19 protein-coding genes and 1 pseudogene are annotated in these 26,245 nt (G+C 61.9%); 13 read left to right on the plus strand and 7 right to left on the minus strand.

All coding sequences use genetic code 11. The features are described from left to right. Positions 1 to 134: 134 nt before the first annotated feature. Positions 135 to 230: pseudogene (locus tag QLG10_RS29605) on the plus strand (outer membrane lipoprotein carrier protein LolA); the annotation flags it as partial. Between the two features lie 13 nt (positions 231 to 243). Here the strand turns inward: QLG10_RS29605 and QLG10_RS08590 are convergent. From QLG10_RS08590 to QLG10_RS08620, 7 genes are all read right to left on the minus strand, one after another. Further along, positions 244 to 1,887, minus strand: coding sequence for a fatty acid--CoA ligase (locus QLG10_RS08590; protein ID WP_282486822.1), 1,644 nt, complete (start codon positions 1,885 to 1,887; stop codon positions 244 to 246). A gap of 19 nt (positions 1,888 to 1,906) precedes the next feature. Then, positions 1,907 to 3,685 (minus strand): acyl-CoA dehydrogenase C-terminal domain-containing protein, encoded by a 1,779-nt coding sequence (locus tag QLG10_RS08595; protein WP_188264079.1) that lies wholly within the window; start codon positions 3,683 to 3,685, stop codon positions 1,907 to 1,909. A 6-nt stretch (positions 3,686 to 3,691) separates the two neighbouring features. Further along, positions 3,692 to 6,211: an MMPL family transporter gene (locus QLG10_RS08600; RefSeq protein ID WP_188264080.1), complete on the minus strand. Its 2,520-nt coding sequence runs from the start codon at positions 6,209 to 6,211 to the stop codon at positions 3,692 to 3,694. Positions 6,212 to 6,227: 16 nt separating this feature from the next. After that, complete coding sequence (locus tag QLG10_RS08605; protein WP_110751163.1) at positions 6,228 to 7,316, minus strand: YCF48-related protein; 1,089 nt, start codon at positions 7,314 to 7,316, stop codon at positions 6,228 to 6,230. A 209-nt stretch (positions 7,317 to 7,525) separates the two neighbouring features. Further along, on the minus strand, positions 7,526 to 8,884 hold the full coding sequence (locus QLG10_RS08610) for a DUF1329 domain-containing protein (RefSeq protein WP_020800025.1): 1,359 nt from the start codon (positions 8,882 to 8,884) through the stop codon (positions 7,526 to 7,528). 41 nt (positions 8,885 to 8,925) lie between these two features. Next, a complete protein-coding gene (locus tag QLG10_RS08615; RefSeq protein ID WP_110751159.1) occupies positions 8,926 to 10,929 on the minus strand; it encodes a DUF1302 domain-containing protein in 2,004 nt (667 codons plus the stop codon). Between the two features lie 127 nt (positions 10,930 to 11,056). Continuing rightward, positions 11,057 to 11,623: an alpha/beta hydrolase gene (locus QLG10_RS08620; RefSeq protein WP_020800027.1), complete on the minus strand. Its 567-nt coding sequence runs from the start codon at positions 11,621 to 11,623 to the stop codon at positions 11,057 to 11,059. Positions 11,624 to 11,978: 355 nt separating this feature from the next. On the opposite strand from QLG10_RS08620, the gene QLG10_RS08625 reads away from it, so the two are divergent. The 12 genes from QLG10_RS08625 to QLG10_RS08680 all read left to right on the plus strand — a co-directional run bounded on the left by QLG10_RS08625 (position 11,979) and on the right by QLG10_RS08680 (position 26,166). Beyond that, complete coding sequence (locus QLG10_RS08625; RefSeq protein ID WP_020800028.1) at positions 11,979 to 13,022, plus strand: AraC family transcriptional regulator; 1,044 nt, start codon at positions 11,979 to 11,981, stop codon at positions 13,020 to 13,022. Between the two features lie 1,011 nt (positions 13,023 to 14,033). Beyond that, positions 14,034 to 15,779, plus strand: coding sequence for a hydantoinase B/oxoprolinase family protein (locus QLG10_RS08630; RefSeq protein WP_110752918.1), 1,746 nt, complete (start codon positions 14,034 to 14,036; stop codon positions 15,777 to 15,779). Between the two features lie 34 nt (positions 15,780 to 15,813). Further along, positions 15,814 to 17,904, plus strand: a complete 2,091-nt coding sequence (locus tag QLG10_RS08635; protein WP_188265622.1) for a hydantoinase/oxoprolinase family protein — start codon at positions 15,814 to 15,816, stop codon at positions 17,902 to 17,904. Between the two features lie 98 nt (positions 17,905 to 18,002). Further along, positions 18,003 to 18,983 carry a helix-turn-helix domain-containing protein gene (locus QLG10_RS08640; RefSeq protein ID WP_282486837.1) on the plus strand — a complete coding sequence of 327 codons (981 nt, stop codon included), beginning with the start codon at positions 18,003 to 18,005 and terminating at the stop codon, positions 18,981 to 18,983. A 343-nt stretch (positions 18,984 to 19,326) separates the two neighbouring features. Beyond that, the gene (locus QLG10_RS08645; RefSeq protein WP_003225712.1) at positions 19,327 to 19,917 is read left to right on the plus strand and encodes an amino acid synthesis family protein; all 591 of its coding nucleotides are present in this window, start codon (positions 19,327 to 19,329) and stop codon (positions 19,915 to 19,917) included. A gap of 42 nt (positions 19,918 to 19,959) precedes the next feature. Then, positions 19,960 to 20,793 carry an alpha/beta fold hydrolase gene (locus tag QLG10_RS08650; RefSeq protein WP_110752922.1) on the plus strand — a complete coding sequence of 278 codons (834 nt, stop codon included), beginning with the start codon at positions 19,960 to 19,962 and terminating at the stop codon, positions 20,791 to 20,793. Next, a complete protein-coding gene (locus QLG10_RS08655) occupies positions 20,790 to 22,271 on the plus strand; it encodes an aldehyde dehydrogenase (protein ID WP_110752924.1) in 1,482 nt (493 codons plus the stop codon). Before QLG10_RS08650 ends, QLG10_RS08655 begins: the two co-directional genes overlap by 4 nt. Positions 22,272 to 22,283: 12 nt before the next feature. Further along, positions 22,284 to 22,769, plus strand: coding sequence for a flavin reductase family protein (locus QLG10_RS08660; protein ID WP_282486842.1), 486 nt, complete (start codon positions 22,284 to 22,286; stop codon positions 22,767 to 22,769). 148 nt (positions 22,770 to 22,917) lie between these two features. Further along, positions 22,918 to 24,369, plus strand: coding sequence for an NAD-dependent succinate-semialdehyde dehydrogenase (locus QLG10_RS08665; RefSeq protein ID WP_110752928.1), 1,452 nt, complete (start codon positions 22,918 to 22,920; stop codon positions 24,367 to 24,369). Between the two features lies 1 nt (position 24,370). Beyond that, positions 24,371 to 24,760 carry a carboxymuconolactone decarboxylase family protein gene (locus tag QLG10_RS08670; protein ID WP_008059553.1) on the plus strand — a complete coding sequence of 130 codons (390 nt, stop codon included), beginning with the start codon at positions 24,371 to 24,373 and terminating at the stop codon, positions 24,758 to 24,760. Between the two features lie 87 nt (positions 24,761 to 24,847). Next, positions 24,848 to 25,600, plus strand: coding sequence for a GntR family transcriptional regulator (locus QLG10_RS08675; protein ID WP_020800935.1), 753 nt, complete (start codon positions 24,848 to 24,850; stop codon positions 25,598 to 25,600). A gap of 2 nt (positions 25,601 to 25,602) precedes the next feature. Further along, positions 25,603 to 26,166: an NUDIX hydrolase gene (locus tag QLG10_RS08680; RefSeq protein ID WP_110752930.1), complete on the plus strand. Its 564-nt coding sequence runs from the start codon at positions 25,603 to 25,605 to the stop codon at positions 26,164 to 26,166. Positions 26,167 to 26,245: the final 79 nt, after the last annotated feature.

Genomic DNA, 26,245 nt, shown 5'->3' on the forward strand with positions numbered 1-26,245 from the left:
AACGAGATGAAAGTAATTTCCGTAGAGGGATAAGAGTTGTCGCAATGAGGTACGCAACCTCATGGTTTTTGAAAAACGACCGGGGGGATTTTCATCGAAAGGGGACGTGCCGAAGGCCCCCTGTAGGAGCGAGCATGCTCGCGATGGTCGTCAACGATGACGCTGGCTACCTGACACCCCGCGGTGCTCTCGGGTTTCTCGCGAGCATGCTCGCTCCTACAGTGGGTTGTGCGTCACGGTTGCTCAGGCAAGCGCCTGTTCCCGGATCAGCTTCTTGTTGATCTTGCCGACGCTGGTCTTGGGAATCTCAGCCACGAACTTGAACTGCTTGGGAATCGCCCATTTATTGATCCGACCGAGCTCGACGAACCCTTGCAGGTGCGCCTCGAGGATCTTGCGGTCCAGGTACTGTCCCGGCTCGCACACCACCAGGGCCATGGGCCGTTCACCCCATTGCTCATCGGCAATGCCCACCACCGCGACCGACAGCACCGCCTGGTGTTCGCTGATCAGGCTTTCCAGCTCCAGGGAGCTGATCCACTCCCCGCCCGTCTTGATCACGTCCTTGATGCGATCCTTGATTTCCACACCGCCCAACGGGTCGATGGAAGCCATGTCGCCAGTGTGCAACCAGCCGTCCTGCCACAATTCGGCGCCTTTTTGCGGCTCTTTCAAGTACCCCTGGGTCAACCACGGCGCGCGCACCACGATCTCGCCCAGGGACTCGCCGTCATGGACCACGTCATTGCCACTGGCATCGATGATTTTCAGGTCGACCATCGGCACCGGCGTACCGGTCTTGATGCGTGTCGGCAGTTGCGCCTGGGCCGATTGCTTGCGGTCTTCATCGCGCAGGTAAGTCAGGCACAGCAGCGGGCAGGTTTCCGACATGCCGTAGCCGGCGTGCACCACCATGCCCTTGGCACTGGCTTCGCTGGCAAGACCCAAGGGCAGCGCACTGCCGCCCAGGAGCATTTTCCAGCCATTGAAATCGGCGGACTTGCCTTGCTCACAGGTGAGGAGCATTTGCAGGATGGTCGGCACACAGTGGGAAAAGGTCACCTTCTCCTCCTGATAAAGCCGGACCAGGCTGTTGGGTTCGTAGCGGCCGGGGTACACCTGCTTGATGCCCATCAGGGTCGCGACGTAAGGCACGCCCCAGGCATGCACATGGAACATCGGCGTGATCGGCATGTACACGTCATCGGAACGCAGCAGCGGCGTCCCCTGGTAGACGCCCAATGTCCCCACGGCATTCAAGGTGTGCAAGACCAATTGGCGATGGGTGAAATACACGCCTTTGGGATCACCGGTGGTGCCGGTGGTGTAGAACAGCGTCGCTACCGAATTCTCGTCGAAATCGGGAAACTCGTACTGGTCCGGGCACTGGGACAGCAACTGCTCGTACTCACCCAGCACCGGCAACGAAGTATCGGATGCCTGGTCTTCGGTGAGCTGCACAAAGCCTTTGACCGTGGTCAACCGGCCCTGAATCTGTTCCACCAGCGGCAGGAAGTCATCATGCACCAGCACCACGTCGTCCTCGGCGTGGTTCATGGTGAACAGCACCTGCTCCGGCGACAGGCGAATGTTCACCGTGTGCAGCACCGCGCCAATCATCGGCACGGCGAAGAAGCATTCCAGGTAGCGGTGGCTGTCCCAGTCAAGCAGGGCCACGGTGTCACCGGCCTTGACCCCGGCCGCGGTCAACGCATTGGCCAGGCGGCGAATGCGTTGGTTGAGGGTCTGGTAGCTGTAGCGCAGTTTGTCGGCGTAGACGATTTCCCGACCCGGTTCGTAGCGCGCCCCGGACAGCAGCAATTGCTTGATCAGCAAGGGATAGGCATAGGCGCCTTCGGCGGGTGGAATTATTTTTGTCGCCATCATGATTAAGGTTCCTTGTCCTTTAGAACTGGTCGGCTTGCAGCTCGTAGAGGCAGTCGCTACCGGCTTTGGCCGATGCGCTCAACGAGTGGATACGCGGCAGCAACCGGGCGAAGTAGAAACGCGCGGTGGCCAACTTGCTGGTGTAGAAATCGTCTTCGGCATCGCCGCTCACGACGGCCTTGGCCATGCGCGCCCACATGTAGGCGTACGCGGTGTAGCCGAACACGTGCAGGTACTCGACCGAGGCCGCGCCGATTTCATTCGGGTTGCCCTGGGCCCGATCCAGCAGCCACGCGGTCAGTTCATCGAGGGTGTCCACGGCGGCGTTCAACGGCTGGGTGAACTCATCAAGTTCGGCGCTGGCGTTGGCGGTGAAGTTGCGGATTTCCGAAGCAAACAGCCGGTAGAGCGTCCCGCCGCTGCCGACAATCTTGCGCCCGGCCAAGTCCAGAGACTGGATGCCGTTGGTGCCTTCGTAGATTTGCGTGATGCGCACGTCGCGCACCAGTTGCTCCTGGCCCCACTCACGAATGTAGCCATGGCCGCCGAAAATCATCTGCCCGTGCAGGGTCGTTTCCAGGCCCATGTCGGTGAGAAATGCCTTCGCCACCGGGGTCAGCAACGACACCAGTTCCTGGGCACGGGTGCGGGCTGTCGGGTCTTCGCTGTATTTGGCGATGTCCAGTTGCAGGGCCACGTAGCTGGAAAACGCACGGCCACCTTCGTTCAGGGCCTTCATGGTCAACAGCATGCGCCGCACGTCAGGGTGGACGATGATCGGGTCGGCGGCCTTGTCTTTGTTCTGCGCGCCGGTAGGTGCACGGCTCTGCAAGCGATCACGGGCATAGGCGACGGCGTTCTGGTAGGAACGCTCGCCCTGCGCCAGGCCCTGGATGCCCACGCCCAGGCGCTCATAGTTCATCATGGTGAACATCGCCGCCAGCCCCTTGTTCGGCGCATCGACGATCCAGCCGGTGGCGCCGTCGAAGTTCATCACGCAGGTGGCCGACGCCTTGATCCCCATCTTGTGTTCGATGGAGCCGCAGGACAGCGCATTGTTTTCACCCAGCGATCCGTCGGCGTTGACCAGCACCTTGGGCACCAGGAACAGCGAGATGCCTTTTGGGCCCGCCGGGGCATCCGGCAGTCGCGCCAGAACCAGGTGGATGATGTTCTCGGTCAGGTCGTGGTCGCCGCCGGTGATGAAAATCTTGCTGCCGCTGACCTTGTAGCTGCCATCGGCCTGGGGCTCGGCGCGGGTGCGGATCATGCCCAGGTCGGTGCCGGCATGGGCCTCGGTCAGGCACATGGAACCGGTCCAGGTGCCGGCGTACATGTTCGGCAGGTAACGCGCCTTGAGTTCTTCACTGGCGTGCGCCTTGATCGACAGGCAGGCGCCGGCGGTCAGCATCGGGTACAGGCCAAACGACAGGCTGGCCGAGTTGACCATCTCTTCGACCTGGGCCGAAATGGCCTTGGGCATGCCCATGCCACCGTACTGCGGATCTCCGCCGACACCGACCCAACCGCCTTCGGCGAAGGCTTGATAGGCCTGGGCAAAACCGTCCGGGGCGGTCACCGAACCGTTGTTCCAGGTGCAGCCCTGCTCGTCGGTCGCGCGGTTCAAGGGTGCGATGACTTCGCCACTGATCTTGCCGGCTTCTTCGAGGATGGCGGCAGCGGTTTCTTCATCGATCACGTCGGCCAGGCCAGGCAAACTGGCCCACAGCCGGGATACCTGGAAGACCTCGTTGAGTACGAAGCGCATGTCGCGCAGGGGAGCTTTGTAATCAGACATCTTGACTTACTCGGAAGTGGTCACGGCATGGGGCATGCCGGGACGTTCAGTGGATTCAATGATTTCGGCTGCCGCAACAGCGCCGGGTTGCGGTGCCCGTTCACGCAGCAGGAAGTACGACAGGGCGGGAATCAGGATCAGCGCACCGAGCATGTTCCACAGGAACATGAAGGTCAGCAGGATGCCCATGTCGGCCTGGAACTTGATCGGCGACCAGACCCAGCACACCACGCCGGCGGCCAGGGTGATACCGACCAGCCCGACCACCCGACCGGTGAACGACACGGCGTTGCGGTAGGCCTGGGACAGCGGCAGGCCCTGGCGCTGGAAGTGCAATTGCACGCTGAGCAGATACAGTGCGTAGTCCACACCGATCCCCACACCCAGGGCGATCACCGGCAAGGTCGCGACTTTCACGCCGATGCCCATGGCCACCATCAGCGCTTCGCACAGGATCGAAGTCAGCACCAGCGGCAGCAGCGCCACCAGCGTGGCGCGCCAGCTGCGGAAAGTGATCAGGCAAAACAGGGTTACCGCCAGATAGACGTACAGCAGCATGGTACGGTTGGCCTCGCGCACCACGATGTTCGTGGCCGCTTCGATCCCGGCACTGCCGGCCGCCAACAGGAACTGGCGATCGTCAGTACTGTTTTCCTTGGCGAACTTGTCAGCAATCGCCACCACCGCATCCAGGGTCTCGGCCTTGTGATCCTTGAGGAAGGCAATCACCGGCATCAGCGAGCAGTTATTGTTGAACAACTCCGGCGAGTTGACCGAGGCTTGCTGGGCGGCGTAGTTCAGCACGTCCTGGTTGCGCTGGATGCTGTTGAGCTTGGGGTTGCCTTCATAGGTGCCGGCGGTGATCTGGCGTACCGCGTTGACCAGCGAGGACGTCGCCTGCACACCCGGATACTGTTGCAGCTCCCAGGCCAGGCGGTCAGCGAGGATCAGGGTCTTGTAGTTCAGGCAGCCTTCTGGCGCGGTCTTGATCATCACCGCGAACAGGTCGCTGGACAGCGCGTAGTGGCTGGTGATGTAGGCGTTGTCGCGGTTGTAGCGCGAGTCGGCGCGCAACTCCGGCGCCCCACTTTCAAGGTCGCCGATCTTCAGTTGCAGGCTGACCATGAAGCCGCCAATGCCCATCAGCACCGCGACCAGCACGGCGCCCGTCGCCCACTTGCGCGTGGTGAAACGATCGAGCAGGTCCCAGAGTTTGCCGAAGCCCTTGTGGTGCTCGGCACGGTTGTCGATCTTCAGCGCACGCTCGGCCGCCTTGCGGCCGACGCCGATGTAGGACAGCGCCACCGGCATCAGCAACAGTGAGGTGAAGATCAGTACCGCGACACCGATGCTGGCGGTGATCGCCAGGTCCTGGATCACCGGAATGTCGATCAGCATCAGCACGGCAAAGCCCACGGCGTCGGCCAGCAATGCAGTGACGCCAGCGATGAACAGGCGGCGGAAGGTGTAACGCGCGGCAATCAGTTTGTGGGTGCCACGGGCGATGTCCTGCATGATGCCGTTCATCTTCTGCGCGGCGTGGGACACACCGATGGCGAAGATCAGGAACGGTACCAGCACCGAGTACGGATCGATGGCGTAGCCCAGCCAGGCGACGATGCCCAGTTGCCAGACCACCGCGATCAGCGAGCAGCCGACCACCAACAGCGTGCTGCGCACACAACGGGTGTAGGCGTAGATGATGATCAGCGAGGTGACCACGGCCAGGCCGAAGAACATCATCACCTGGATCAGGCCGTCGATCAGGTCGCCCATCAGCTTGGCGAAACCGATCACCCGCACCTTGTACGGGCCTTTGCCCTCTTCCCCGGATTTACGCGCGGCGCTGTCGCCGGCGAATTCGATCTTGTCGCGCAACTGCTCTTCAAGCATCTGCGAGAACTGATGGTAGTTGATGCGCTGGCCACCTGCGGCGGACTTGTCCAGCAGCGGTACGACGAGCATGCTCGACTTGTAGTCGCTGGCCACCAGGCTGCCGACGATGCCGGCGCGGGAAATGTTCTGGCGCAGCTGTTCGATTTGCTCAGGTTTGCCCTCATAGGTATCAGGCATCACCGGGCCGCCCTGGAAGCCTTGCTCGGTGACTTCAGTCCAGCGTACCGCCGGGCTCCACAAGGACTTCATCCAGGCACGGTCGACGCCTTCAGTGAGGAACAACTGGTCGTTGACCTGTTTGAGTACGTCAAGGTACTGAGGGTCGAAAATGTCACCCTGGGTGTTCTCGACCACCACCCGCACCGAGTTGCCCAGGCCGCGCAGCGACTGGCGGTTCTCCAGGAAGTTCTGGATGTACGGCTGGCTCTGCGGAATCATTTTTTCGAAGCTGGGGCGCAGTTCCAGGCGGGTCACCGCCATGAAGCCCAGGACCACGGTGGCCAAGGCCATCAGCAGCATGAACAGCGGACGGTAGTTGAACACCAGCCGTTCGAGCAGGTTGCCCGAGCGGCGGTCGAAATCACGCAGCTCGCGGATCACCGGCATGGCGTCTTGTTTGATATTGCCCATGTCTGGGTTCTCGCTCTTAGGGTTCGAGGGCTGGATCGGCGGCTAATACCTGGGCGCCACGGCTGCCCGCTACCACCAATGCGCCGTCGGCGGACTGGGTGGCGCCGGAGACCGGGGTGCGTGCCGGTTGCTGCATCAGGTGCATTTGCGCACCCGAGCCCTGGCTGACCAGCATCTGCCCACCCTGGGTGAACAGGCGGTAATTGCCCCGGGCATCGACGAGGCCGGCGGTGATGCTGACGTGCAGACCTGTGTCCAGCGCGCTCCAGTTCTGGCCGCCATCGGTACTGCGCAGCACGTTGCCGCGCAAGCCGTAGACCAACACTTCGCCAGGCTTGCCAACGACGCCGAAGAAGCTGCCCTGATAGGGCGTTGGCACGGCGGCGAAGCGCTGGACCTGGTCATCCCATTTGAGCAACAGGCCCTGTTCGCCAGCGATGTACAGGTTGTCGCCGGTAGAGGCGATGGCGTTGAGGTGCAAGCCCTGCGGGTTGTCGGTGCGATCCTGCAACGGCGTCCAGCTTTGGCCGCCATCGTCAGTGCGCAGGATCAGGTTGAACACGCCGACCACATAGCCGACCTGGTCATTGGCGAACCACACATCGAGCAGCGGTTTATCGGCGCCCTGCTCTAGCAGGCGCTGACCTTCGGCGACCAGCAGCGGCCACTGTTCGTTGCCCGGCTCGGCACTGGCCAGCGCCGTGTAATGCTTGACCAGCAAGTCGCCGATCTGGCGACCGTCGAGTTGCTTGTTCCAGGTCGCGCCAGCGTCGCTCGTGTGCAGCACCACGCCGTCATTGCCCACCGCCCAGCCTTGGGTAGCGCTGGCAAAGTTCACGGCGGTGAGGTCGGCACTGACCGGCACGGCAGCCTGTTGCCAGTGCTTGCCACCGTCATCGGAGAACAGGATATGGCCGCGCTGGCCGACGGCGATCACGCGCTCACCGGCGCGGGCCATGCCAGACAATGGGCTCTTGAGGGCCAAGGCACTGACCCTGGCAGGCAGGTCCAGCACATCAACGTAATCGGCTGCGTGGGTGATGCCCTGCAACAAGCCAAGCACAACGCCAAACGCCACATGCCTATAATTCTTATTCGAACACATACCGCGTCCTCTTCGGAAAACCGCGCCGGGACACACATCGGTGTGCCTGACGTTCAAACCTTGCGCCGTGCAGGTCATGTGGGAGCGAGCCTGCTCGCGATGGACCAGAGGGCGACGCGGGCATCCCGACAGCACGCGTCATCGTTAACGTCCATCGCGAGCAGGCTCGCTCCCACAGTGGATCGTGCGAGCGTCTGCTTGCGGTTTGCTTAGCGAATGCCGCTGCCGGCCAGGGATTCCGACGACCACTGGGCCTTGGAGAGCGGATCGATGTACTTGATGCCGCCGTAAGGGCCGACTACACCGTTGATGTTGTAGGAACCCCCGACCAGGTCGTAGATCATGAAAGGCGTGGAGTCCGGCACCTGCTTGTCATAGCTCTGGCTGAGGAACGCGAAGGAACCACGATAGAGCTGGCCACGGGCGTCATACTGATCCGAGGCCAGAGCGCTCCAGCTGTCTTCGTCGAGGTAGAAGCGGCGCTTGGCATAAATGTGCCGGGCACCGGCCTTGAGGTTGCCTTCCACGACCCAGACGCGGTGTTTTTCCCAGCGCACGAAGTCCGGTGCCAAGTGGTTGGCAGTGGTCAGCGACTTCGGATCCTGGGCGTAGGTCAGCTTGTAGGTGTTGTAGGGCACGATCATTTCCTGCTTGCCCACCAGCTTCCAGTCGTAGCGATCCAGCGCACCGTTGAACACGAACACATCGTCATAAGTGCCCGCTCCCGCAGTCCCTGGGTTCGGTGTGTCGTACGCCAGGTTAGGCGCCAGCTTCACCCGACGCTGCCCCGGCAGGTATTGCCAGGCGCGGCGTGGTTGCTGCAGCGGGTTGGCCGCATCCTTGAGCATCACCGCTTCGCCGGCGCGACGTGCCGGGCCGGTGTAGGACAGCTTCATCTGGTAGTACACATCGGCGCTGCTGATTGGCTGCGTCAGGTTTTCGTAGATCGGATAGGAAATGAACGCCTGCCCGGTGGTGGCCAGGCTTGGCACGCCGGCGGAGTCAACGTTCCAGGAGTCGTACTTGGAGTTGATGCTCACGCCCTGATAACGCAAGAGGAAGTTCCACATCGCTTCGTTGCCCGATTGCGGAATCGGGAACGGCACGCCCGGCAGCACGTTGTCGATCGCCAGGCCGCCTTCGAGGGACTTGGCACCGCTGGCGTTTTTCACGCCGTTATCGAGGATGGCTTTTGGCAGCGAAACGGTGCGGTGGGTCGGGAACACGTCCACACGAAAAGTCGGGAAGCGCTTGGCCAGTTCCACCGTGGTGGCGGTGAGCATGCCCTTGTACTGGTCGACGTTCTTGCCATCGATCACCAGCAGCGGTTTTTCACTGGCAAACGGGTCCGGGCGCATGCTGTCACCCGCCTTGAAACTGGCTGGCGGCGTGGTCAGGCCACCGTTGTAGGCCGGAATCGAACCATCGGCATTGCCGGCCTTTTCGGCGCCCACAAGAGTCAGGCTGGTGCCCAGCTTGGCAGCGTCCTGGGTCGAAACAGCGGCCTGTACCTGGGCGGCAAGGACCATGGCCAGCGAAGCGGCCAACACGGTTTTCACGAATTTCATCTTGTTATTCTCCTGCTTGCATTGAGCAAATCAGTGGTGCATCAAAAGGTTGTTTTCATCGTCAGGTACACGGCGCCACGGTCCTCAGTCGTGGCACCACCACCGGAAAAGGACGAGTAGCCACCGGCGTAACAGGCGTAGTTTTCGTTGCCGCTGAAGGCATTCGGCGCAGCGCCGTCACCTCCGGTCGGGCCAGTACTCACGCCACTGACATTGCACTTGTCGGCCTTGCCGAAAGAGTCCACGTACTTCAGGTCGACGAAGTATTTGTTGTACACAATGGCGCCGAGGCCGACTGCGTAGTTACCGGTGTCCTTGGCACCGCCACCTGCGACCGGTGACACGCCATCGAGACCGAGGTTGATGGACATTGGCGCGTTGAGATCGACACCGGGAAACACCTGGTACCAGGTCGGTGTGAAGTTGACCGCGATGCCCCAGTTGTCCCGGGTCGGCTGATCGATACCGTGGTAGGTGCCCTTGCCTTTGTAGAGCGCTTCGTTCTTGCTATCGAGCTTGAGCAAGTTGCTGTAGTACAACTCGGCGAGCAGGGTCGCCGAATCGAACACGGGCGTTTTCGGCATGGTCATCAGACCGTTGACCGTCCAGTGCAGGGTGTCGCCGGTGGCGGCCATGCTGTCGCCCTTTTCCGGGGTGTCGTAGATCACGCCAGTGCCGGGTGTGCGTGCCGGCAGCAGGCCGAGCCCCTGGCCCAGGCCCAGGGGACTGGTGGTGCTGACGACGGCCGGGATACTGGCCAGCGGCATGTTGTGCCGAACGTTCAGGTCCGAGCCCACGCTCACCCCGCCCACGTCCTTGGACAGGCTCAGGCCAACGATCTTGATGTTGTCGGCATAGGCCATCTGATAGGTGGCGGTGCTCAGCGAGTTGAGGGTGTTGATGACCGCGGGCACCTGGCCGGCTGGCCGGGTTCCGTTCGGGTTGGCCGAGCTCAGGCCACGGGCATCGAGCCAGGCCTGCGGGAGGATTTCCGAGGTTTCGCGGTAGTAGACGCCGAGGGTGCCGTCCAGCCAGGCGGGTGACCATTTGGCCATGAGGCCCCAGTCGCCGCGCTTGTCCGGGGTCAGGTCGTGCCCTCGACGCACGTTGGTCAAGCCGTTGCACGGCGCCAGGCCGCAACCCAGAGGACTGCCAGGCACGACAGCATTAGTGTTACCCAGCAGGAACGACTGCGCGCCGAAACCGACCAGGTCGGAACCGCCGTAGTAGGTGCCGGCTTCTGGAAGACGCGCTTCATCCCAGTCGAGAAAGTATTGGGCCGCCAGGGTCAACTCAGGGTTGACGGTGAACGACATCGACAGCTGATTGCGCGGTACGAACAGCTCCTTGGCTTCGGTGCCAGGCGACGCGGCCAGCTTGGCCAGGTCCAGGCCGGACTGGCCGTAGCTGATCGAATGCACCGGATTGAGAATGGTCTCGCCCCAGAACACGTTGTGCTGGCCAGCCTTGAAGCTCAGCATCGACTCCTCGCCCACTTCGGTGCTGTAGAACACGAAGGCGTCGAGGATTTCGCCGGACGGACCGGTGTAGTAACGCTGGGCATAGTTGCTCAGGTGCGGGCTGCCATTGCCGACGTTGTCATTGGTGACTGCGGCCAGGCGTGGGTCGTTGGCGATCAGGCCCGAGGTCGAACCGTTGCCGTTGACGAACGGGTTGGAATTGGAACCGGTGTTCTCGTAGGCCTTGTCGTACCAACCGGCGGCGCTCACGCGAAAGCCCATGTGGTTCTGATAGACCACGTCCATCTCGGTCAACAGGTCGACGCGGTTGGTGATGTTGGTGCCAGACCTACGGAAGTTGTAGTCGCCGTCGTTGTTGTTGGGCGTGCCCAACATACGTTTGTCCGCGCTTTCGGTGCGTACGCCGTAGTTGTACTTGACGGTGTTATCCACGCGAACGTTCCAGTCCGGGTTACCTGTCTCGATCTCGACCGCATGGGCCGTCGGCACCGTTGCCGCGAGAATGGCAGAGGCCAGCAAGGTGTAGCGTGAAGCGGTGAACCCGTGACTCTTGTTGTGGTGCATAGCGTTGTCTCCGCCTTTTTGTATTTGTTTTAAGCGCAGCAGGCCCCGCGTAACCCCTTGTGCCAGGGGTTTACGTTTTTCAGGATAGGGGCGGATACCGGATGGCGCGGGCCAACCGGCGCCTGAACTAGCGATCCAGCTCGAGGATCAGGGCTTCGGCTTGCGGCCAGTGCCCGTACCCGGCAGCAGGATTGAGATGACCGACATCACCCAGGTTGAGCAGCTCGCTGCCCCAGCCTTCGGCCAAGTGCGTAACGGCTTGCAGGCTGGCGAGGTGGTCGTTGGTACTGGCGGCCACGAGGCTGCGAAATGGCAACGGGCCTTTGGGTAGAGGGTCCCACCCCTGGCTACGCAGGGTTTCCGGCGATGGGTAGCCAGACGGCCAAGGGGCATCGAGGTCAGGTGGAGCGGCCAGCAGCGCGCCCTTGATCGGCCGGCTATGCTGCGCGGCCCAGTGCGCGACCATCAGGACACCGGCGCTATGGGCGACCAGGATCACGGGCCCGTCGATCTGTTCCAGTGCGTGCTGGATCGCTTGCACGCGTTTGTTGCAATCGAGCTTGTCGGCCTCCAGCGGCGGCACGCTACGTACCTTGCTCAGCCTGGCTTCAAGCAACGTTTGCCAATGTTCGGCGACGTGCTCACGCAGGCCCGGTACGATCAGAACGGTTGCGGCAGTTTGCAGTTTGTCCACTTCAACACCTACGCTTTCTCGATGACTCGACTGGCTCTGTCGCCAGGGGCTTTTTGTAGGACTGACATTAAAGAGCGCCCACCCCAGGCGCTTTTCATTGGACGTCAGGCACTTTTCTTTTCATGACAAACGTTTCGGTGATGGCGCGGTGCGACCACCGGTCGAAAATCTCAGCAAGTTCTGTGCGGGTCACTGTAATCAATGGGTGAGCCTCGATGAGGCAGGTTCAAGAGTGGTAAATCGGACAGCAATGGGCGGGTGCAATCGCTCACTTAACAACTGTTGCAATTGCTGATGCGCTGGATATAGTCGCCACGCTCACTTGAATTGCAATCGGCCCAGGAAAGACCTTCGCATGACCAAGCTTGTTCGCGCCGCCGTCTTGACCAACTACCTGGAGGTCACCCAATACCTGGGGTTCAACCCTCGCGATTTGCTGGCCAGTGTTGGCTTGTCCAAGGCTTTGCTGCAGGCCCCGGAACATCGCATCCCCATCGATTCCGCCGTGCGCCTGCTGGAGGATTCAGCCGCTGCCAGTGGCTGCCAGACCTTCGGCTTGAGCATGGCCGAATCACGCCAGCTTTCGGACTTCGGCGTGGTCAGCCTGCTGCTCAGCCATCAGCGCACGCTGCGCGATGCCTTGCAGGTGGTGGTGCATTACCGGCACTTGATGAATGACTCGCTGGCCATCTTCATTGAAGAGGCCGGCAAGATGGTGATCATTCGCGAAGAGGTGGTCACCGAATCGCCGATGCCCTGTCGACAGGCCACCGAGCTGGCCATCGGCGTGATGTTCCGCCTGTGCGCCGCCCTGCTCGGCTCACACTGGCATCCCTACAGCGTCAATTTCACCCACCAGGCCCCCGACAACCTTCAACTGCACCGCCGCCTGTTCGGTTGCACCCTGGAATTCGGCAGTGAGTTCAACGGCATCGTCTGCGCCGGCGCCAGCCTGGACATGACCAACCCCAACGCCGACCCGGCCATGGCACGCTATGCCCAGAGCTACCTCGATTCGCTGCAAAGCCACCAGGGCACTTCGATGCTGTTCGAAGTGCGCAAGGCCATCTACCTGCTACTGCCCATGGGCCGCGCCACCATCGAACAGGTCGCGCAGAGCCAGGGCATGAACGTACGCACACTGCAACGTCGCCTCAAGGATGATGGCTGTGCCTTCAACGATGTGATCAACGACGTGCGCCGCGACCTGGTGCTGCGTTACCTGGACAACCCGAATTACTCGCTCAGTCGCATTGCCGACATGCTTGGCTACTCGATGGCGAGTTCGTTTACGCGCTGGTTCATCAGCCAGTTCGGCATGCCTCCGGCGACGTGGCGCGCGCAAAAGCAGGGTTCGGCAAAAGCCCCGTCGGATGCGGCCCCACCCAAGCCCTCTTGATATCACGCGTGTTGTGGGAGCGAGCCTGCTCGCGAAGGCGGCCTGACAGCCGACCAATTTCTTTCAGGTGTACATATCCATTCCTGCGGTAACGACCACTTAGGGTTTCGCTTTTACAGCGAGTCACTTGGAAGAGCCCCAAGTAACCAAGGGCTCTTGCCCCTGACGTTCGGTGCCTCGCTAGGGCTCGGCATGCCCTCGCTCCGGTCCTGCTCCGTGGGTCGCCGCGATGGGCCATCCATGGCCCAGCGCGGCTAAACCGGCATCCTTGCCGGTTTACCCACTGCGCAGAACCTCCATTCGGCCTCTCGAGGGGGCAAGAACATCAAAAGCCAGATCACAATCAAAAGCGAGGCGGCCGACCGGCCGGCCTGATCGGAAGCCATACGCATACCCTCTGTAGGAGCGAGCATGCTCGCGATGAACCTGAGGGCACCGCGGGCTACCAGGTGCCCCGCGTCATCGTTGACGACCATCGCGACGGTGCGACGATTCGACATGCTCGCTCCTACAGGGGATCCAGGTACACCCGTCAAAGTCAGGTCGGCTTTAAGGCCGCCTCGCTTTTGTTTTTGATCTGGGCGCCCCATTAACCACGATGGCCGAACGCAGGCATTGCGCAGTGGGTAAACCGGCAGGACGCCGGTTTAGCCGCGCTGGGCCAGGGACGGCCCATCGCGGCGACCCACGGAGCAATGCCTTCGTTCTGGCATGCCGAGCCCCAGCGAGGCACCGAGTGGTGGGGCAAAGCCTTTTGGTTCCTTTTTGGCGTTTGAAAAAGGGACTCGCCGTAAGGGCGAAACCATAGGCGGCCGTTACCGCAGCAATGGATATGTACTCAGTCACCAACATCCTGGTCGGCTGTCAGGCCGCCATCACAAGTGCACTGACAATCAAAAACCAGTGCACTTTGCGCCAAGCCAGCCGCTGGCTAGAGCGCGTAGTTTTGTGTCGTGGGTTAGACGTTCGTCCTGACCTCCACCTGAATAACAACAAGATTTCTGGTGACCCATGAGCACAGTAGATCCGATCACCCTGGCAGTCGTGCGTGGCGCGCTCGAAACCGCGCAACGGGAAATGACCATCACCCTTGAGAAAACCGGTCGTTCAAGCGTTTTCAACCTGGCCCACGACTACTCCAACGCACTCTTCGATCACCTTCCGGAAATGATCCTGCAAGGCCAGGACATCCCGATTCACCTCGGATCGCTGATTCCGGCGATGAAATGCGTGGCCGGTTTCTTCGGCGATGACGTCCAGGAAGGCGATGTGATTTATCACAATGACCCCGCTTACATGGGCAGCCATATTCTTGACTGCTGCATGTATAAACCGGTGTTCTACCAAGGCGAGCTGGTGTTCTGGGCGGTGTGCAAAGGTCACCTGACCGACATCGGCGGACCGGTGCCCGCCGGCTACAACCCCGATGCCAGGGAAATCTACGCCGAAGGCTTGCGGATCCCGCCGGTCAAGCTCTGGTCCCAAGGCAAGCGCCGTGAAGACGTGATCAACCTGCTGCTGACCAACATGCGCGCCCGGGCCTATCAAGAAGGCGATCTCAACGCCCAGTACGGCGCCTGCAATGTGGGTGAACGGCATTTGCTGGAACTGCTCGATCGTTATGGCGTGGCGCAGGTGCGTGCGTGTATCGCCGAATTGAAAGACATGGCGGACCGGCACATGCGGGCCTTGCTGCGAGAAGTACCGGATGGCCTCTACAGCGGCACTGCCGTGCTGGAAGACTCGGGCCATGGGTTGGGTGAACTGTCGATCACCGCGCAAGTGGAAATTCGCGGCGACGAGGCGCACATCCTGATCGAAAGTCCGCCGCAGGTGCCGTACTTCATCAACTCCTACGCCGGCAACTCGGTGTCCGGGGTGTACCTGGGGCTGATGATGTTCGCCCAGGTACCGCCACCGTACAACGAAGGGCTGTACCGCTGCGTATCCGTCGACCTCGGCCCGCCGGGCACGTTATGCAACGCCCAGGAACCAGCGCCCCACGTCAACAGCACCACCACACCGATGGAAACCCTGGCCGACGCGGTGCGCCAGGCCCTGGAACAAGCGGCCCCCGATCGGGTCACGGCCTCCTGGGGTCACGCCAGCGGGATCAACATTGCCGGCCTTGATCCGCGCAATGGCAACGACGAGTACGTGACCATGGTGCTCGCCTCGATCATTTCCGGCGCCGGTGCGAACAAGACCATGGACGGTTGGCCGGCGTGCGGTCCGTTGTGCTGTTTCGGCGCGTTGATGTCCGGTGATATCGAGTTGCTGGAGTACGCCTACCCGATCCTCATCCATCGCTATAGCCTGATGACTGACAGCGGTGGTGCCGGCGAATTTCGCGGTGGTTCTGGCACGCGAATCGAAATCGAACCGCTGGACCACGCGATGACCGTGGTTGGTTTTGGCGAGGGCCGACAACTGCCGACGTCGGGCGCCGCGGGCGCGAACAACGTCCTGCTCGAACCGAAGCTGGGCCGATTGATTCACCGCAAGAACGACGGTGAGGAGCAGTCCTTTATCTACAACGCGCAGCTCATCGCGCAACCGGGCGAACGGGTGATCAACATCAACCCTGGCGGCGGTGGCTATGGCGATCCCCGGCGGCGCCCGGTCGCCAGCGTGGCCGACGACGTACGCAACGGCCTGGTGTCCCGCGAAGGTGCCCGCCTGGAATACGGCGTGGTGATCGACGGCAACGGCCAGGTCGACGACGCCGCGACTCGTGCGTGCCGCGCCACACATTGATCGCCCCCCTTTGAGCTATCTGGAACCCCTCATCATGAGCAAACAACAATATCGCCTGGGTATCGACGCCGGAGGCACCTTCACCGATTTCATCCTGGCCGATCGCAACGGCAACGTGCAGTTGTTCAAGGCACCGTCGACGCCGCAGGACGGTACGATCGCCATCCGCAACGGGCTGGCGCAAATCGCTGACGCCATCGGCCGCACCCCCGCCGAAATCATTGGCGACTGTGACCTGTGCATCAACGGCACCACCGTGGCCCTCAACGCGTTGATCGAGAAAACCGGGGTCAAGGTTGGCCTGCTGTGCACCGAAGGGCATGAGGACAGCCTGGAAATCCGCCTGGGCCACAAGGAAGACGGGCATCGCTACGATGCCAGCTACCCGCCGGCCTACATGTTGGTGCCGCGTCATCTGCGGCGCCCCATCGGCGGCAGGATCCTCAGTGACGGCAGCGAATACGCCGCCCTCGACGAAAACGCGATTGCTGAAGCAATCGATTATTTCCGCGAACAGGACGTCAAGGCCGTGGCCATTTCGTTCGTCTGGTCGGTGCGCAATCCGAGCCACGAACAACGCGCCGCCGAGAGGGTGCGCGCGGCATTGCCGGGTGTATTCGTCTGCACCGGCAACGAAGTGTTCCCGCAGATCCGCGAATACACCCGCACCTCGACCACCGTGGTCAACGCGTACCTGAGCCCGGTCATGGGCCGCTACATCGAACGCATCGACGCCTTGTTCGAAGAGCTCGGCGCGCAGCAGCCCACGCGCTACTTTCAATCCAACGGTGGCCTGGCACCCGGCGTGGTAATGCGTGAACGTGCGGTGAATGCGATCAACTCAGGACCCGCGTCCGCGCCGCAAGCCGGGTTGTGCGTGGCGCAGCCATTCGGCATCGACAACGTGATCACGGTAGATATGGGCGGCACTTCGTTCGACATCACCTTGAGCAAGTCAGGACGCACCAACTTCAGCAAGGACACTGACTTCCTGCGCTATCGCATCGGCGTGCCGATGATCCAGGTGGAAACCCTCGGCGCCGGCGGCGGCTCGATCGCCTATCTCGACGATTTCGGCATGCTCCAGGTCGGCCCGCGCAGCGCCGGCGCCAACCCGGGACCGGTGTGCTACGGCAAGGGCGGCACCGAGCCAACCGTGACCGACGCCAACCTGGCGCTGGGTTACCTGGCCGACGGCGCGCTGTTGGGCGGCAGCATCCGGCTCAATCGCCAGGCCGCCATAGAGGCGATCCGGAGCAAAATCGCCGAGCCCTTGGGCATCAGCGTCGAACGGGCGGCGATCGGCATCATCACCCTGGTCAACCTGAACATGGTCAGCGGCATTCGCCGGGTGTCGGTCGAACGCGGCTATGACCCACGGGACTTTGCCCTGATCGGCGCGGGCGGTGCGGCGGGCATGCACGTCATGCGCCTGGCCGAGGAAATCGGCAGCAAAGTGGTGCTGATTCCGAAAGTGGCTTCCGGGCTGTGCGCCTATGGGCAGATTCTTTCCGATATCCGCTACGACCAATTGACCACGCTGCCGATGCGCCTCGACGACGAACTGGTCGACCTGCCGTTGCTCAACCAGACCTTGCGTGACCTGCGCGAGCGCGGGATGAAAAACCTGCGCGACGATGGCTTTGGCGCTGGCAATAACGTCCAATGCCTGTACAACCTGGAGATCCGCTACCTCGGTCAGATTCACGAATGCAGCGTCGAGCTGACCTGCGATCGGCTGGACCAGTCGGGCCTGGTCGCGTTGCGTGAGGCGTTCCACACCCGGCACAAGGCGCTGTTCTCCTATAGCGAACCGCAAAGCCCGGCAGAACTGGTCAACCTTGAGTGTTCGGTAATAGCGCGCCTGCAACGTCCGCCCATGCCGGAACTGCCGTCACCTGCCGAGGATGTCGCCCCCAAGGCCAGCGGTCATCGGTCGATGCTGTTCAGCGCCCAGTCGTCCTGGCAGCAAACGCCGGTATACAACGGTGAACACTTGCAATCGGGGCAAACGGTGCAAGGCCCTTGCGTGATCGAAGAGACGACCACCAACATCGTCGTCCCCCCTGGCTGGCAGGCCACGCTGGCGCCATCGGCCACCTACCGGCTGACACCCGGTGATTGACCGCCCGTAAACATTGGCAAATGATGGCAACCCCACGGTGCCAACGGCTTTTTTTGCGTTGGCACCGTCCTCATAATAAAAAAGATACGAGGGCAGCCATGGCCTGCAAATTCTCCACCCGTTCCTGGCCAGACAGTCAACGCCAACCGCTCTGGGCCCAGGCCATTGGCAGTGCGTATTTTCCGTTGTCCCTGGAATTCGCGCCCGACAGCCCTTTCAGTGGCAGCCTGCAGATCTGGGAAACCGGCAGCACTGCACTGACCCTTTCTCGCTTGCGCTCCACTCAACTGGGCTACTCGCGCAGCAAGGCCCAGGTCAGTGAAGATCACGAAGCCTGCTACCTCGTCACCGTACCGCGGCGCAGCGAAGTGCATTTCGAACAGGACGGCCGCGCCCTGCATTGCCAACCGGGTGGTTTCATCTTCGAACGGGGCGACGCGCCCTACCGCTTTCACTATGCCAGCGACAACGATCTGTGGGTGTTCAAGCTCCCGGAACGCGCGCTGCATGGCCAATTGCGCGGCGCCGAACGCTACACGCGCCTGTGCTTCGACGCCAGGCGCGCACTCGGGCGAGTCTTTGTCGACCAACTGGCGATGTGCGCCGCACGTTTCGACGAGTGCGACGAGGCCGCCCGGCATATGCTGCTGGAGCAGGCCCTTTCAACGTTGTTGATGGCATTGCGTGATGACGAGCGGGTGCTGAGCAGCGAAAGCTCGAACCTGGCCGCCCTGCATTTGCAACGCATAGAGCAATACGTCGACCAGCAACTGGGCAACCCGGACCTGGCGCCGCCAATGATCGCCGAGGCCTGCGGGCTGTCCGTACGCTATGTGCATAAACTCTTCAGCACCACGCCCTACAGCCTCGGGGAATGGATTCGCCTGCGCCGCCTTGAGGCGGTCAACAGAGGCCTGCGCGACCCCAACTGCCACCTGTCGATCGGCGAGCTGGCCATGCGCTGGGGCTTCAGCGACCAGGCGCAATTTACCCGAAGCTTTCGCCAGCACTTTGGGTGTACGGCCAGGGAAGTGCGCAGTGGGGTTCGGTTGGCTGCTTCTTCGAAATTTGGGGTCTGAGGCAGGTTTCAGCTCTGACAGCCGAGCCGTTCCCTTGGTGTACATATCCGTTGCTGCGGTAACGACCACCTAGGGTTTCGCTTTTACAACGAGTCACTTGGAAGAACGGAACGCCGCCCGACCCCAAGTAACCAAGGGCTCTTGCCCTTGGCGTTCGGTGCCTCGCCAAGGCTCGGCATGCCCTCGCTCCGGTCCTGCCTCGTGGGCCACGCCCAGCACTACTGTCCTCCCCCCTCTTTTCATCACCATCCGACCAGAAACTCCCTTCAGGGTATTGCGCATCCGGTATTATGGTATACCATCAGACGCACAGACACTTTTTCACCCTGATACGGAGCAGCTCATGAGTTTCGAAATCCGCAAGATCGTCAGCTATGTCGAAGAAACCTTCATTGAAGGCGGCAAGGCCACCGACAAGCCCGTGACCATGGTCGGGCTGGCCGTGGTGATGAAGAACCCTTGGGTGGGCAACGGCTTCGTTGAAGACCTCAAGCCGCAGATCCGCGCCAACTGCTCCGACCTCGGCGCGCTGATGGTCGAGCGCTTGGTGGGCATCATCGGCGGTGCCGAGAAAATCGAAGCGTACGGCAAGGCCGCCGTGGTCGGCGCCGACGGTGAAATCGAACACGCTTCCGCGGTGATCCACACCCTGCGTTTCGGCAACCACTACCGCGAAGCGGTGAAAGCCAAGAGCTACCTGAGCTTCACCAACAAGCGCGGCGGCCCGGGCACCTCCATCCAGATCCCGATGATGCACAAGGACGACGAAGGCTTGCGTTCGCACTACATCACCCTGGAAATGCAGATCGAAGACGCGCCGCGTGCCGACGAAATCGTCGTGGTCCTGGGTTGCGCCGATGGCGGCCGCCTGCACCCACGCATCGGCAATCGCTACATCGACCTGGAAGAACTGGCCGCCGAAAAAGCCCAGTAAGCCGGTCGGTCACTACAACAAAAAGGTATGCAGGAGCGCTCCATGATTCGGCTCACCGCTGAACGCACCCCGGCTGGCACCAGTTACCTGGCGACCGGCCAAGGCCAGCCCGTGGTCTTGATCCACGGCGTGGGCCTGAACAAAGAAATGTGGGGCGGCCAGATCGTTGGCCTGGCCACCCAATACCGCGTGATCGCCTACGACATGCTCGGTCATGGCGCCAGCCCGCGTCCGGAAAGCGGCACGCCGCTGCTCGGTTACGCCGACCAGTTGCTGGAGCTGCTCGATCATTTGCAATTGCCCAAGGCGGCAGTGATCGGCTTCTCCATGGGCGGGCTGGTGGCGCGGGCTTTTGCCCTGCATTACCCGCAGCGCCTGCAGAGCCTTGTGGTGCTCAACAGTGTGTTCAATCGCACCGCCGAGCAACGCGCCGGTGTCATCGCCCGCACAGCCCAGGCGGCCGAACACGGGCCGGATGCCAACGCCGAAGCCGCACTGTCGCGCTGGTTCAGCCGCGAATACCAGGCAGCCAATCCGGCGCAGATCGCCGCTTTGCGCCAGACGCTCGCGCAGAATGATCCGCAGGGCTACCTGACTACTTATGAATTGTTCGCCACCCAGGACATGTACCGCGCCGATGACCTGGCCAGCATCCAGGTGCCGACGCTGGTCGCTACCGGCGAACTCGATCCGGGGTCGACCCCGGAAATGGCCGAGCAACTGGCCCAGCGCATTCCCGGCGCCAAGGTTGCCGTACTCGCCGAGCAGCGGCATATGATGCCCGTAGAATCGCCGCGCCTGGTCAACCAGCTGTTGCTGGAGTTTCTCGACACGGCGCACGCCCGACCAAATCAGATTAAGGGGATCGTTGCATGACTCTCTCACGCTTCCAGATGTGCATCGGCGGTGAATGGGTCGATGCCCTGTCCGGCAAGACTTTTGAAAGCCTCAATCCGGCCCTGGCCGAACCTTGGGCCGAACTGCCCGATGCCGACGAAGCCGACGTCGAGCGCGCCGTACAGGCGGCGCAGAGCGCCTTCGACAGCCCGGCCTGGCGCGGCTTGACCGCCACTGCCCGAGGCAAACTGCTGCGCCGCCTGGGCGACCTGATCGCCGAAAACAAGGAACAACTGGCGCAGCTGGAAAGCCGCGACAACGGCAAGCTGATCCGCGAGACCCGCGGCCAGGTCGGCTATTTGCCGGAGTTCTTCCACTACACCGCAGGCCTGGCCGACAAACTCGAAGGCGGCACCCTGCCCCTCGACAAGCCAGACCTGTTTGCCTACACCGTGCACGAAGCCATGGGCGTGGTCGCCGCGATCATTCCGTGGAACAGCCCGCTGTACCTGACCGCGATCAAACTGGCGCCGGCTCTCGCGGCAGGCAACACCATCGTGATCAAGCCGTCCGAACACGCCTCGGCGACCATTCTGGAACTGGCGCGCCTGGCGCTGGAAGCCGGGATTCCACCGGGGGTGGTCAATGTCGTCACCGGTTACGGCCCGAGCACCGGCGCCGCCCTGACCCGCCATCCGCTGGTACGCAAGATCGCCTTCACCGGCGGCGCGGCCACGGCCCGGCATGTGGTGCGCAGCAGTGCCGAGAACTTCGCGAAATTGTCCCTGGAACTGGGCGGCAAATCGCCGAACATCATTTTCGCCGACGCCGACCTCGACAGCGCGATCAACGGCGCCATCGCCGGGATCTATGCCGCGTCCGGGCAAAGCTGTGTGTCGGGTTCGCGTCTGTTGGTGCAGGACGAAATCTACGACGAATTCGTCGCTCGCCTGGTGGAACGCGCCCAGCGCATCCGCATCGGCAACCCGCAGGAAGACAGCAGTGAAATGGGCCCGATGGCCACTGCCCAGCAACTGGCCGTGGTGGAAGGCCTGGTGGCGGATGCCATTGCCGAAGGTGCCCGTTTACGCCTGGGTGGCAAGCGTGCGCAGAACCTCGGCGAAGGCTGGTTCTATGAGCCGACCCTGTTCGAATGCGACCGCAACTCGATGAAGATCATGCAGGAAGAAGTCTTTGGTCCGGTGGCCTCGGTCATCCGTTTCAAGGACGAAGCCGAAGCCCTGGCGATCGCCAACGACTCGCAGTTCGGCCTCGCCGCCGGCATCTGGACCCGCGACCTGGGGCGTGCCCATCGCCTGGCCCGGGACGTGCGTTCGGGGATCATCTGGGTCAACACCTACCGCGCCGTGTCGGCCATGGCGCCGATCGGCGGCTTCAAGAACAGTGGCTATGGACGCGAAAGCGGCATCGATTCCGTGCTGGCCTACACCGAGTTGAAAACGGTGTGGATCAATCTTTCCCAGGCACCGATGCCTGATCCGTTTGTGATGCGCTAGGAGTCCTGAGAAATGATCGAACCCGGCATTTACAAAGACGTCATGAGCTCGTTCCCTTCCGGGGTCACGGTGGTCACCACCCTGGACCCGGACGGCGGCATCGTCGGCATCACTGCCAGCGCCTTCAGCGCGCTGTCGATCGATCCGGCACTGGTGCTGTTCTGCCCCAACTACGCCTCTGACACGTACCCGATCCTGCGCGACAGCAAGCAATTCGCCATTCATTTGCTGTCCGCCGACCAGACCGCCGAAGCCTATGCGTTCGCCGGCAAAGGCAAGGATAAGGCCCGGGGCATCGAGTGGCACTTGAGCGAACTGGGCAACCCGCTGCTGCGCAAAGCCACGGCGATCATCGAGTGCGAACTGTGGCGTGAATACGATGGCGGCGACCACGCCATCATCGTCGGCGCGGTGAAGAACCTGATCCTGCCCGAGCAACCGGTGACGCCGATGATCTACCACAAAGGCAAGCTGGGCCCCCTGCCCACCCTGGCCTGATGGCTCTACACAATGCCCTGTGGGAGCGGGCTTGCTCGCGAAGGCCGAGTGTCAGTTGACATCAATATTGACTGACCCACCGCTTTCGCGAGCAAGCCCGCTCCCACAGGGGCCCGCGCAGGTCTTTTATGTTTCTCCAGGAGCCGGCATGAGCCCAGCAGCCTCGCAACTGTTCCGCCAGCAGGCGTACATCAACGGCCAATGGCTGGATGCGCCCGATGGGGCGCGACAGGACATCTTCAACCCCGCCACCGGTGAACTCATCGGTAGCGTGCCGAACCTTGGCGCCGAGCACGCCCGCCAAGCCATCGTCGCCGCCAACAACGCGTGGCCGGCCTGGCGCGGGTTAACCGCCAAAGAGCGCAGCAACACCCTCAAGCGCTGGCACGCGCTGATGCTGGAAAACGCCGATGCCCTTGCCGAAATCCTGACCCTCGAACAAGGCAAGCCGTTGGCCGAAGCCAAGGGTGAAATCCTCTACGCCGCCAGTTTCATCGAGTGGTTCGCCGAAGAAGCCAAGCGCATCTACGGCGACACGATTCCCAGCCACAAGGGCGATGCGCGCATCGTCGTCAGCAAGGAACCTATCGGTGTCGTCGCGGCCATCACGCCGTGGAACTTCCCCGCAGCGATGATCACCCGCAAGGCCGGCCCGGCGCTGGCCGCCGGTTGTCCGTGCATCGTCAAGCCGGCACCGGAGACGCCATTCTCGGCACTGGCCATGGCGGCGCTGGCCGAACAGGCCGGCATTCCTGCGGGTATTTTCAACGTGATCACCGGCGATGCCATCGCCATTGGCGCTGAGCTGACGGCAAGCCCGTTGGTGCGCAAACTGTCGTTCACCGGCTCCACGGCGATTGGCAAGTTGCTGATGGCGCAGTGCGCGCCGACGCTGAAGAAAGTGTCGCTGGAACTGGGCGGCAATGCACCGTTCATTGTCTTCGACGATGCCGACCTTGAGCGTGCGGTAGAAGGCGCGATGATTGCCAAGTTTCGCAATGCTGGCCAGACCTGCGTCTGCGTCAATCGCTTCCTGGTGCAAGACGGCATACACGACGCCTTTGTTGCGCGCCTAGCCGAGCGGGTGTCGCAGCTCAAGGTGGGCAGTGGTTTCACTGACGGCGTCACCCAGGGTCCGCTGATCAATGAGCGCGCCGTGACCAAGGTTGAAGACCATGTGCTGGACGCACTGGCGCAAGGTGCCCGGTTGGTTTGCGGTGGCGAACGTCATGCGCTGGGCCACGGCTTTTTCCAGCCAACGGTATTGTCCGGCATCACCACGCAGATGAAAGTTGCCCGGGATGAGACCTTCGGCCCTCTCGCCGCGGTGTTCCGTTTTGCCAGCGAGGCCGAGGCCGTGCAGATGGCCAACGACACCGAATTCGGCCTCGCTGCCTACTGCTACACCCGCGACCTGGGCCGCGCCTGGCGCATGAGTGAGGCGCTGGAATACGGCATGGTCGGGATCAACGAAGGACTGATTTCCACCGAAGTGGCGCCGTTTGGCGGGATCAAATCCTCGGGCCTGGGTCGTGAAGGCTCCAAGTACGGCATCGAGGATTATCTGGAACTCAAATACACACTTATGGGCGGGCTTTGAAGTGAGTAACGAAAAATACGAAAAAGGCCTTAAGATCCGCACCCAGGTGCTGGGCGAAGCCTATGTGAACCGCTCCATCGAAAACGCCGACGACTTCACCCGACCTCTGCAGGAAATGGTCACCGAGTACTGCTGGGGTCACGTCTGGGGCCGTGAGGGTTTGTCGCTTAAAGAGCGCAGCATGATAAACTTGGCGATGATTTCGGCCCTCAATCGGCCTCACGAACTCAAGCTGCACGTGCGTGGTGCCTTGCGTAACGGGCTGAGTCGTGAACAAATACGCGAAATTCTGCTTCAGGTCGGTATTTATTGCGGTGTCCCCGCGGCCGTGGACAGTTTCCGGCTCGCCCGTGAAGCGTTCGCCGAAGCCGATGCCGAGGCCTCCAGTTAACCCTTGGCTATCTGACTGAACGAGCACTAGGATTATTGCGATCAAAGTGCTCTTTTTGCATGGACAGCCACATTCAGAGCGGACCCCATGAAACGCCTGCCACTCGACGACAGCTTCAAGGTCAATCGCAACCCCGTTACCCTGCGCGAAATCGTGCTGGATAAACTGCGAAGCGCCATCATGAACTTCCAGCTTCTGCCGGGAGATCGACTGGTCGAACGCGATCTGTGCGATCGCCTGGGCGTGAGCCGCACTTCGGTGCGCGAAGCGCTGCGTCACCTTGAATCCGAAGGCCTGGTGGAGTTCGCCGATGCCAAGGGCCCTCGGGTAGCGATCATCACCCTGGCCGATGCCGTCGATATCTATGAGCTGCGTTGCGTACTGGAAGGCCTGATCGTTCAACTGTTCACCCTGCGTGCCAAGGCCAAGGACATCAAGGCCCTGGAAAAGGCCCTGGAAGAAAACCGCCAGGCCTTGAAGGAAGGCGAACTGCAACAGGTCATCGACTCCGTGCAAGGTTTCTACGACGTCCTGCTCGAAGGTTCTGGCAACCATGTCGCCGCGACCCAGTTGCGTCAACTGCAGGCGCGCATCAGCTATCTGCGCGCGACTTCGGTGTCCCAGGAAAACCGTCGCGGCGCCAGCAACCAGGAAATGGAACGCATGGTCGAAGCGATCAAGAGTGGCGATCCCCTGGCCGCCCACCAGGCTTGCGTCGACCACGTTCGGGCCGCCGCCACCGTCGCCCTCGATTACCTCAAGCGCAAGCAGGAAGAAACCGGGGCGATCCCCGAGATCACCCAGCCCATCGCGCTCAAAGAACCCCGCATAGGTCGTTGATCATGTTCAGCCCGAGCTATTGTCCAAGGTGCGGCAGCAATGACCTCAAGTCACAGCTGCCACCGGGCGATACGCACGAGCGCCTGATGTGCCGCGACTGCGGCTACATCCACTACGTCAATCCGAAAATCATCGCCGGCTGCATCATCGAGCAGGACGGCAAGTACTTGCTGTGCCAACGCGCGATCCCTCCGCGTCCCGGCACCTGGACCTTGCCGGCGGGCTTCATGGAAGGTGGTGAGACCACCGAGCAAGCGGCGTTGCGCGAGGTCTGGGAAGAGAGCGGCGTGCGCGCGGAAATCCTCTCGCCCTACTCGATCTTCAGCGTGCCCAAGATCAGCGAGGTGTACATCATCTTCCGCGCCATCGCGCTGGAGATCACCGGGCAGTATGGACCGGAAACCCTCGACTACAAATTCTTCGCGCCCGAGGACATTCCCTGGGACAGCATCTACTACCCGGCAATCCGGCAGATTCTCGAACGCTACATCGAGGAGCGGCAGGCCGGGGTCTACGGGATCTACATCGGCAACGATGACAGCGGCAAGATTCACTTCATCCGCTGACAGAACGCGACACAATCACTGTAGGAGCTGCCGCAGGCTGCGATCTTTTGATCTTTGGCGCCCTGAAGGCTCCCCGAAG

It is taken from the genome of Pseudomonas sp. V98_8, assembly GCF_029967975.1.
Lineage (GTDB): Bacteria > Pseudomonadota > Gammaproteobacteria > Pseudomonadales > Pseudomonadaceae > Aquipseudomonas > Aquipseudomonas umsongensis.

Coding starts and splice junctions, on each gene's coding strand:
- QLG10_RS08650 (WP_110752922.1), top strand. CDS start 19,960: ATGATTCGGCTCACCGCTGAACGCACCCCGGCTGGCACCAGTTACCTG.
- QLG10_RS08630 (WP_110752918.1), top strand. CDS start 14,034: ATGAGCACAGTAGATCCGATCACCCTGGCAGTCGTGCGTGGCGCGCTC.
- QLG10_RS08635 (WP_188265622.1), top strand. CDS start 15,814: ATGAGCAAACAACAATATCGCCTGGGTATCGACGCCGGAGGCACCTTC.
- QLG10_RS08595 (WP_188264079.1), bottom strand. CDS start 3,685: ATGTCTGATTACAAAGCTCCCCTGCGCGACATGCGCTTCGTACTCAAC.
- QLG10_RS08610 (WP_020800025.1), bottom strand. CDS start 8,884: ATGAAATTCGTGAAAACCGTGTTGGCCGCTTCGCTGGCCATGGTCCTT.
- QLG10_RS08655 (WP_110752924.1), top strand. CDS start 20,790: ATGACTCTCTCACGCTTCCAGATGTGCATCGGCGGTGAATGGGTCGAT.
- QLG10_RS08665 (WP_110752928.1), top strand. CDS start 22,918: ATGAGCCCAGCAGCCTCGCAACTGTTCCGCCAGCAGGCGTACATCAAC.
- QLG10_RS08640 (WP_282486837.1), top strand. CDS start 18,003: ATGGCCTGCAAATTCTCCACCCGTTCCTGGCCAGACAGTCAACGCCAA.
- QLG10_RS08680 (WP_110752930.1), top strand. CDS start 25,603: ATGTTCAGCCCGAGCTATTGTCCAAGGTGCGGCAGCAATGACCTCAAG.
- QLG10_RS08605 (WP_110751163.1), bottom strand. CDS start 7,316: ATGTGTTCGAATAAGAATTATAGGCATGTGGCGTTTGGCGTTGTGCTT.
- QLG10_RS08600 (WP_188264080.1), bottom strand. CDS start 6,211: ATGGGCAATATCAAACAAGACGCCATGCCGGTGATCCGCGAGCTGCGT.
- QLG10_RS08660 (WP_282486842.1), top strand. CDS start 22,284: ATGATCGAACCCGGCATTTACAAAGACGTCATGAGCTCGTTCCCTTCC.
- QLG10_RS08590 (WP_282486822.1), bottom strand. CDS start 1,887: ATGATGGCGACAAAAATAATTCCACCCGCCGAAGGCGCCTATGCCTAT.
- QLG10_RS08675 (WP_020800935.1), top strand. CDS start 24,848: ATGAAACGCCTGCCACTCGACGACAGCTTCAAGGTCAATCGCAACCCC.
- QLG10_RS08625 (WP_020800028.1), top strand. CDS start 11,979: ATGACCAAGCTTGTTCGCGCCGCCGTCTTGACCAACTACCTGGAGGTC.
- QLG10_RS08615 (WP_110751159.1), bottom strand. CDS start 10,929: ATGCACCACAACAAGAGTCACGGGTTCACCGCTTCACGCTACACCTTG.
- QLG10_RS08645 (WP_003225712.1), top strand. CDS start 19,327: ATGAGTTTCGAAATCCGCAAGATCGTCAGCTATGTCGAAGAAACCTTC.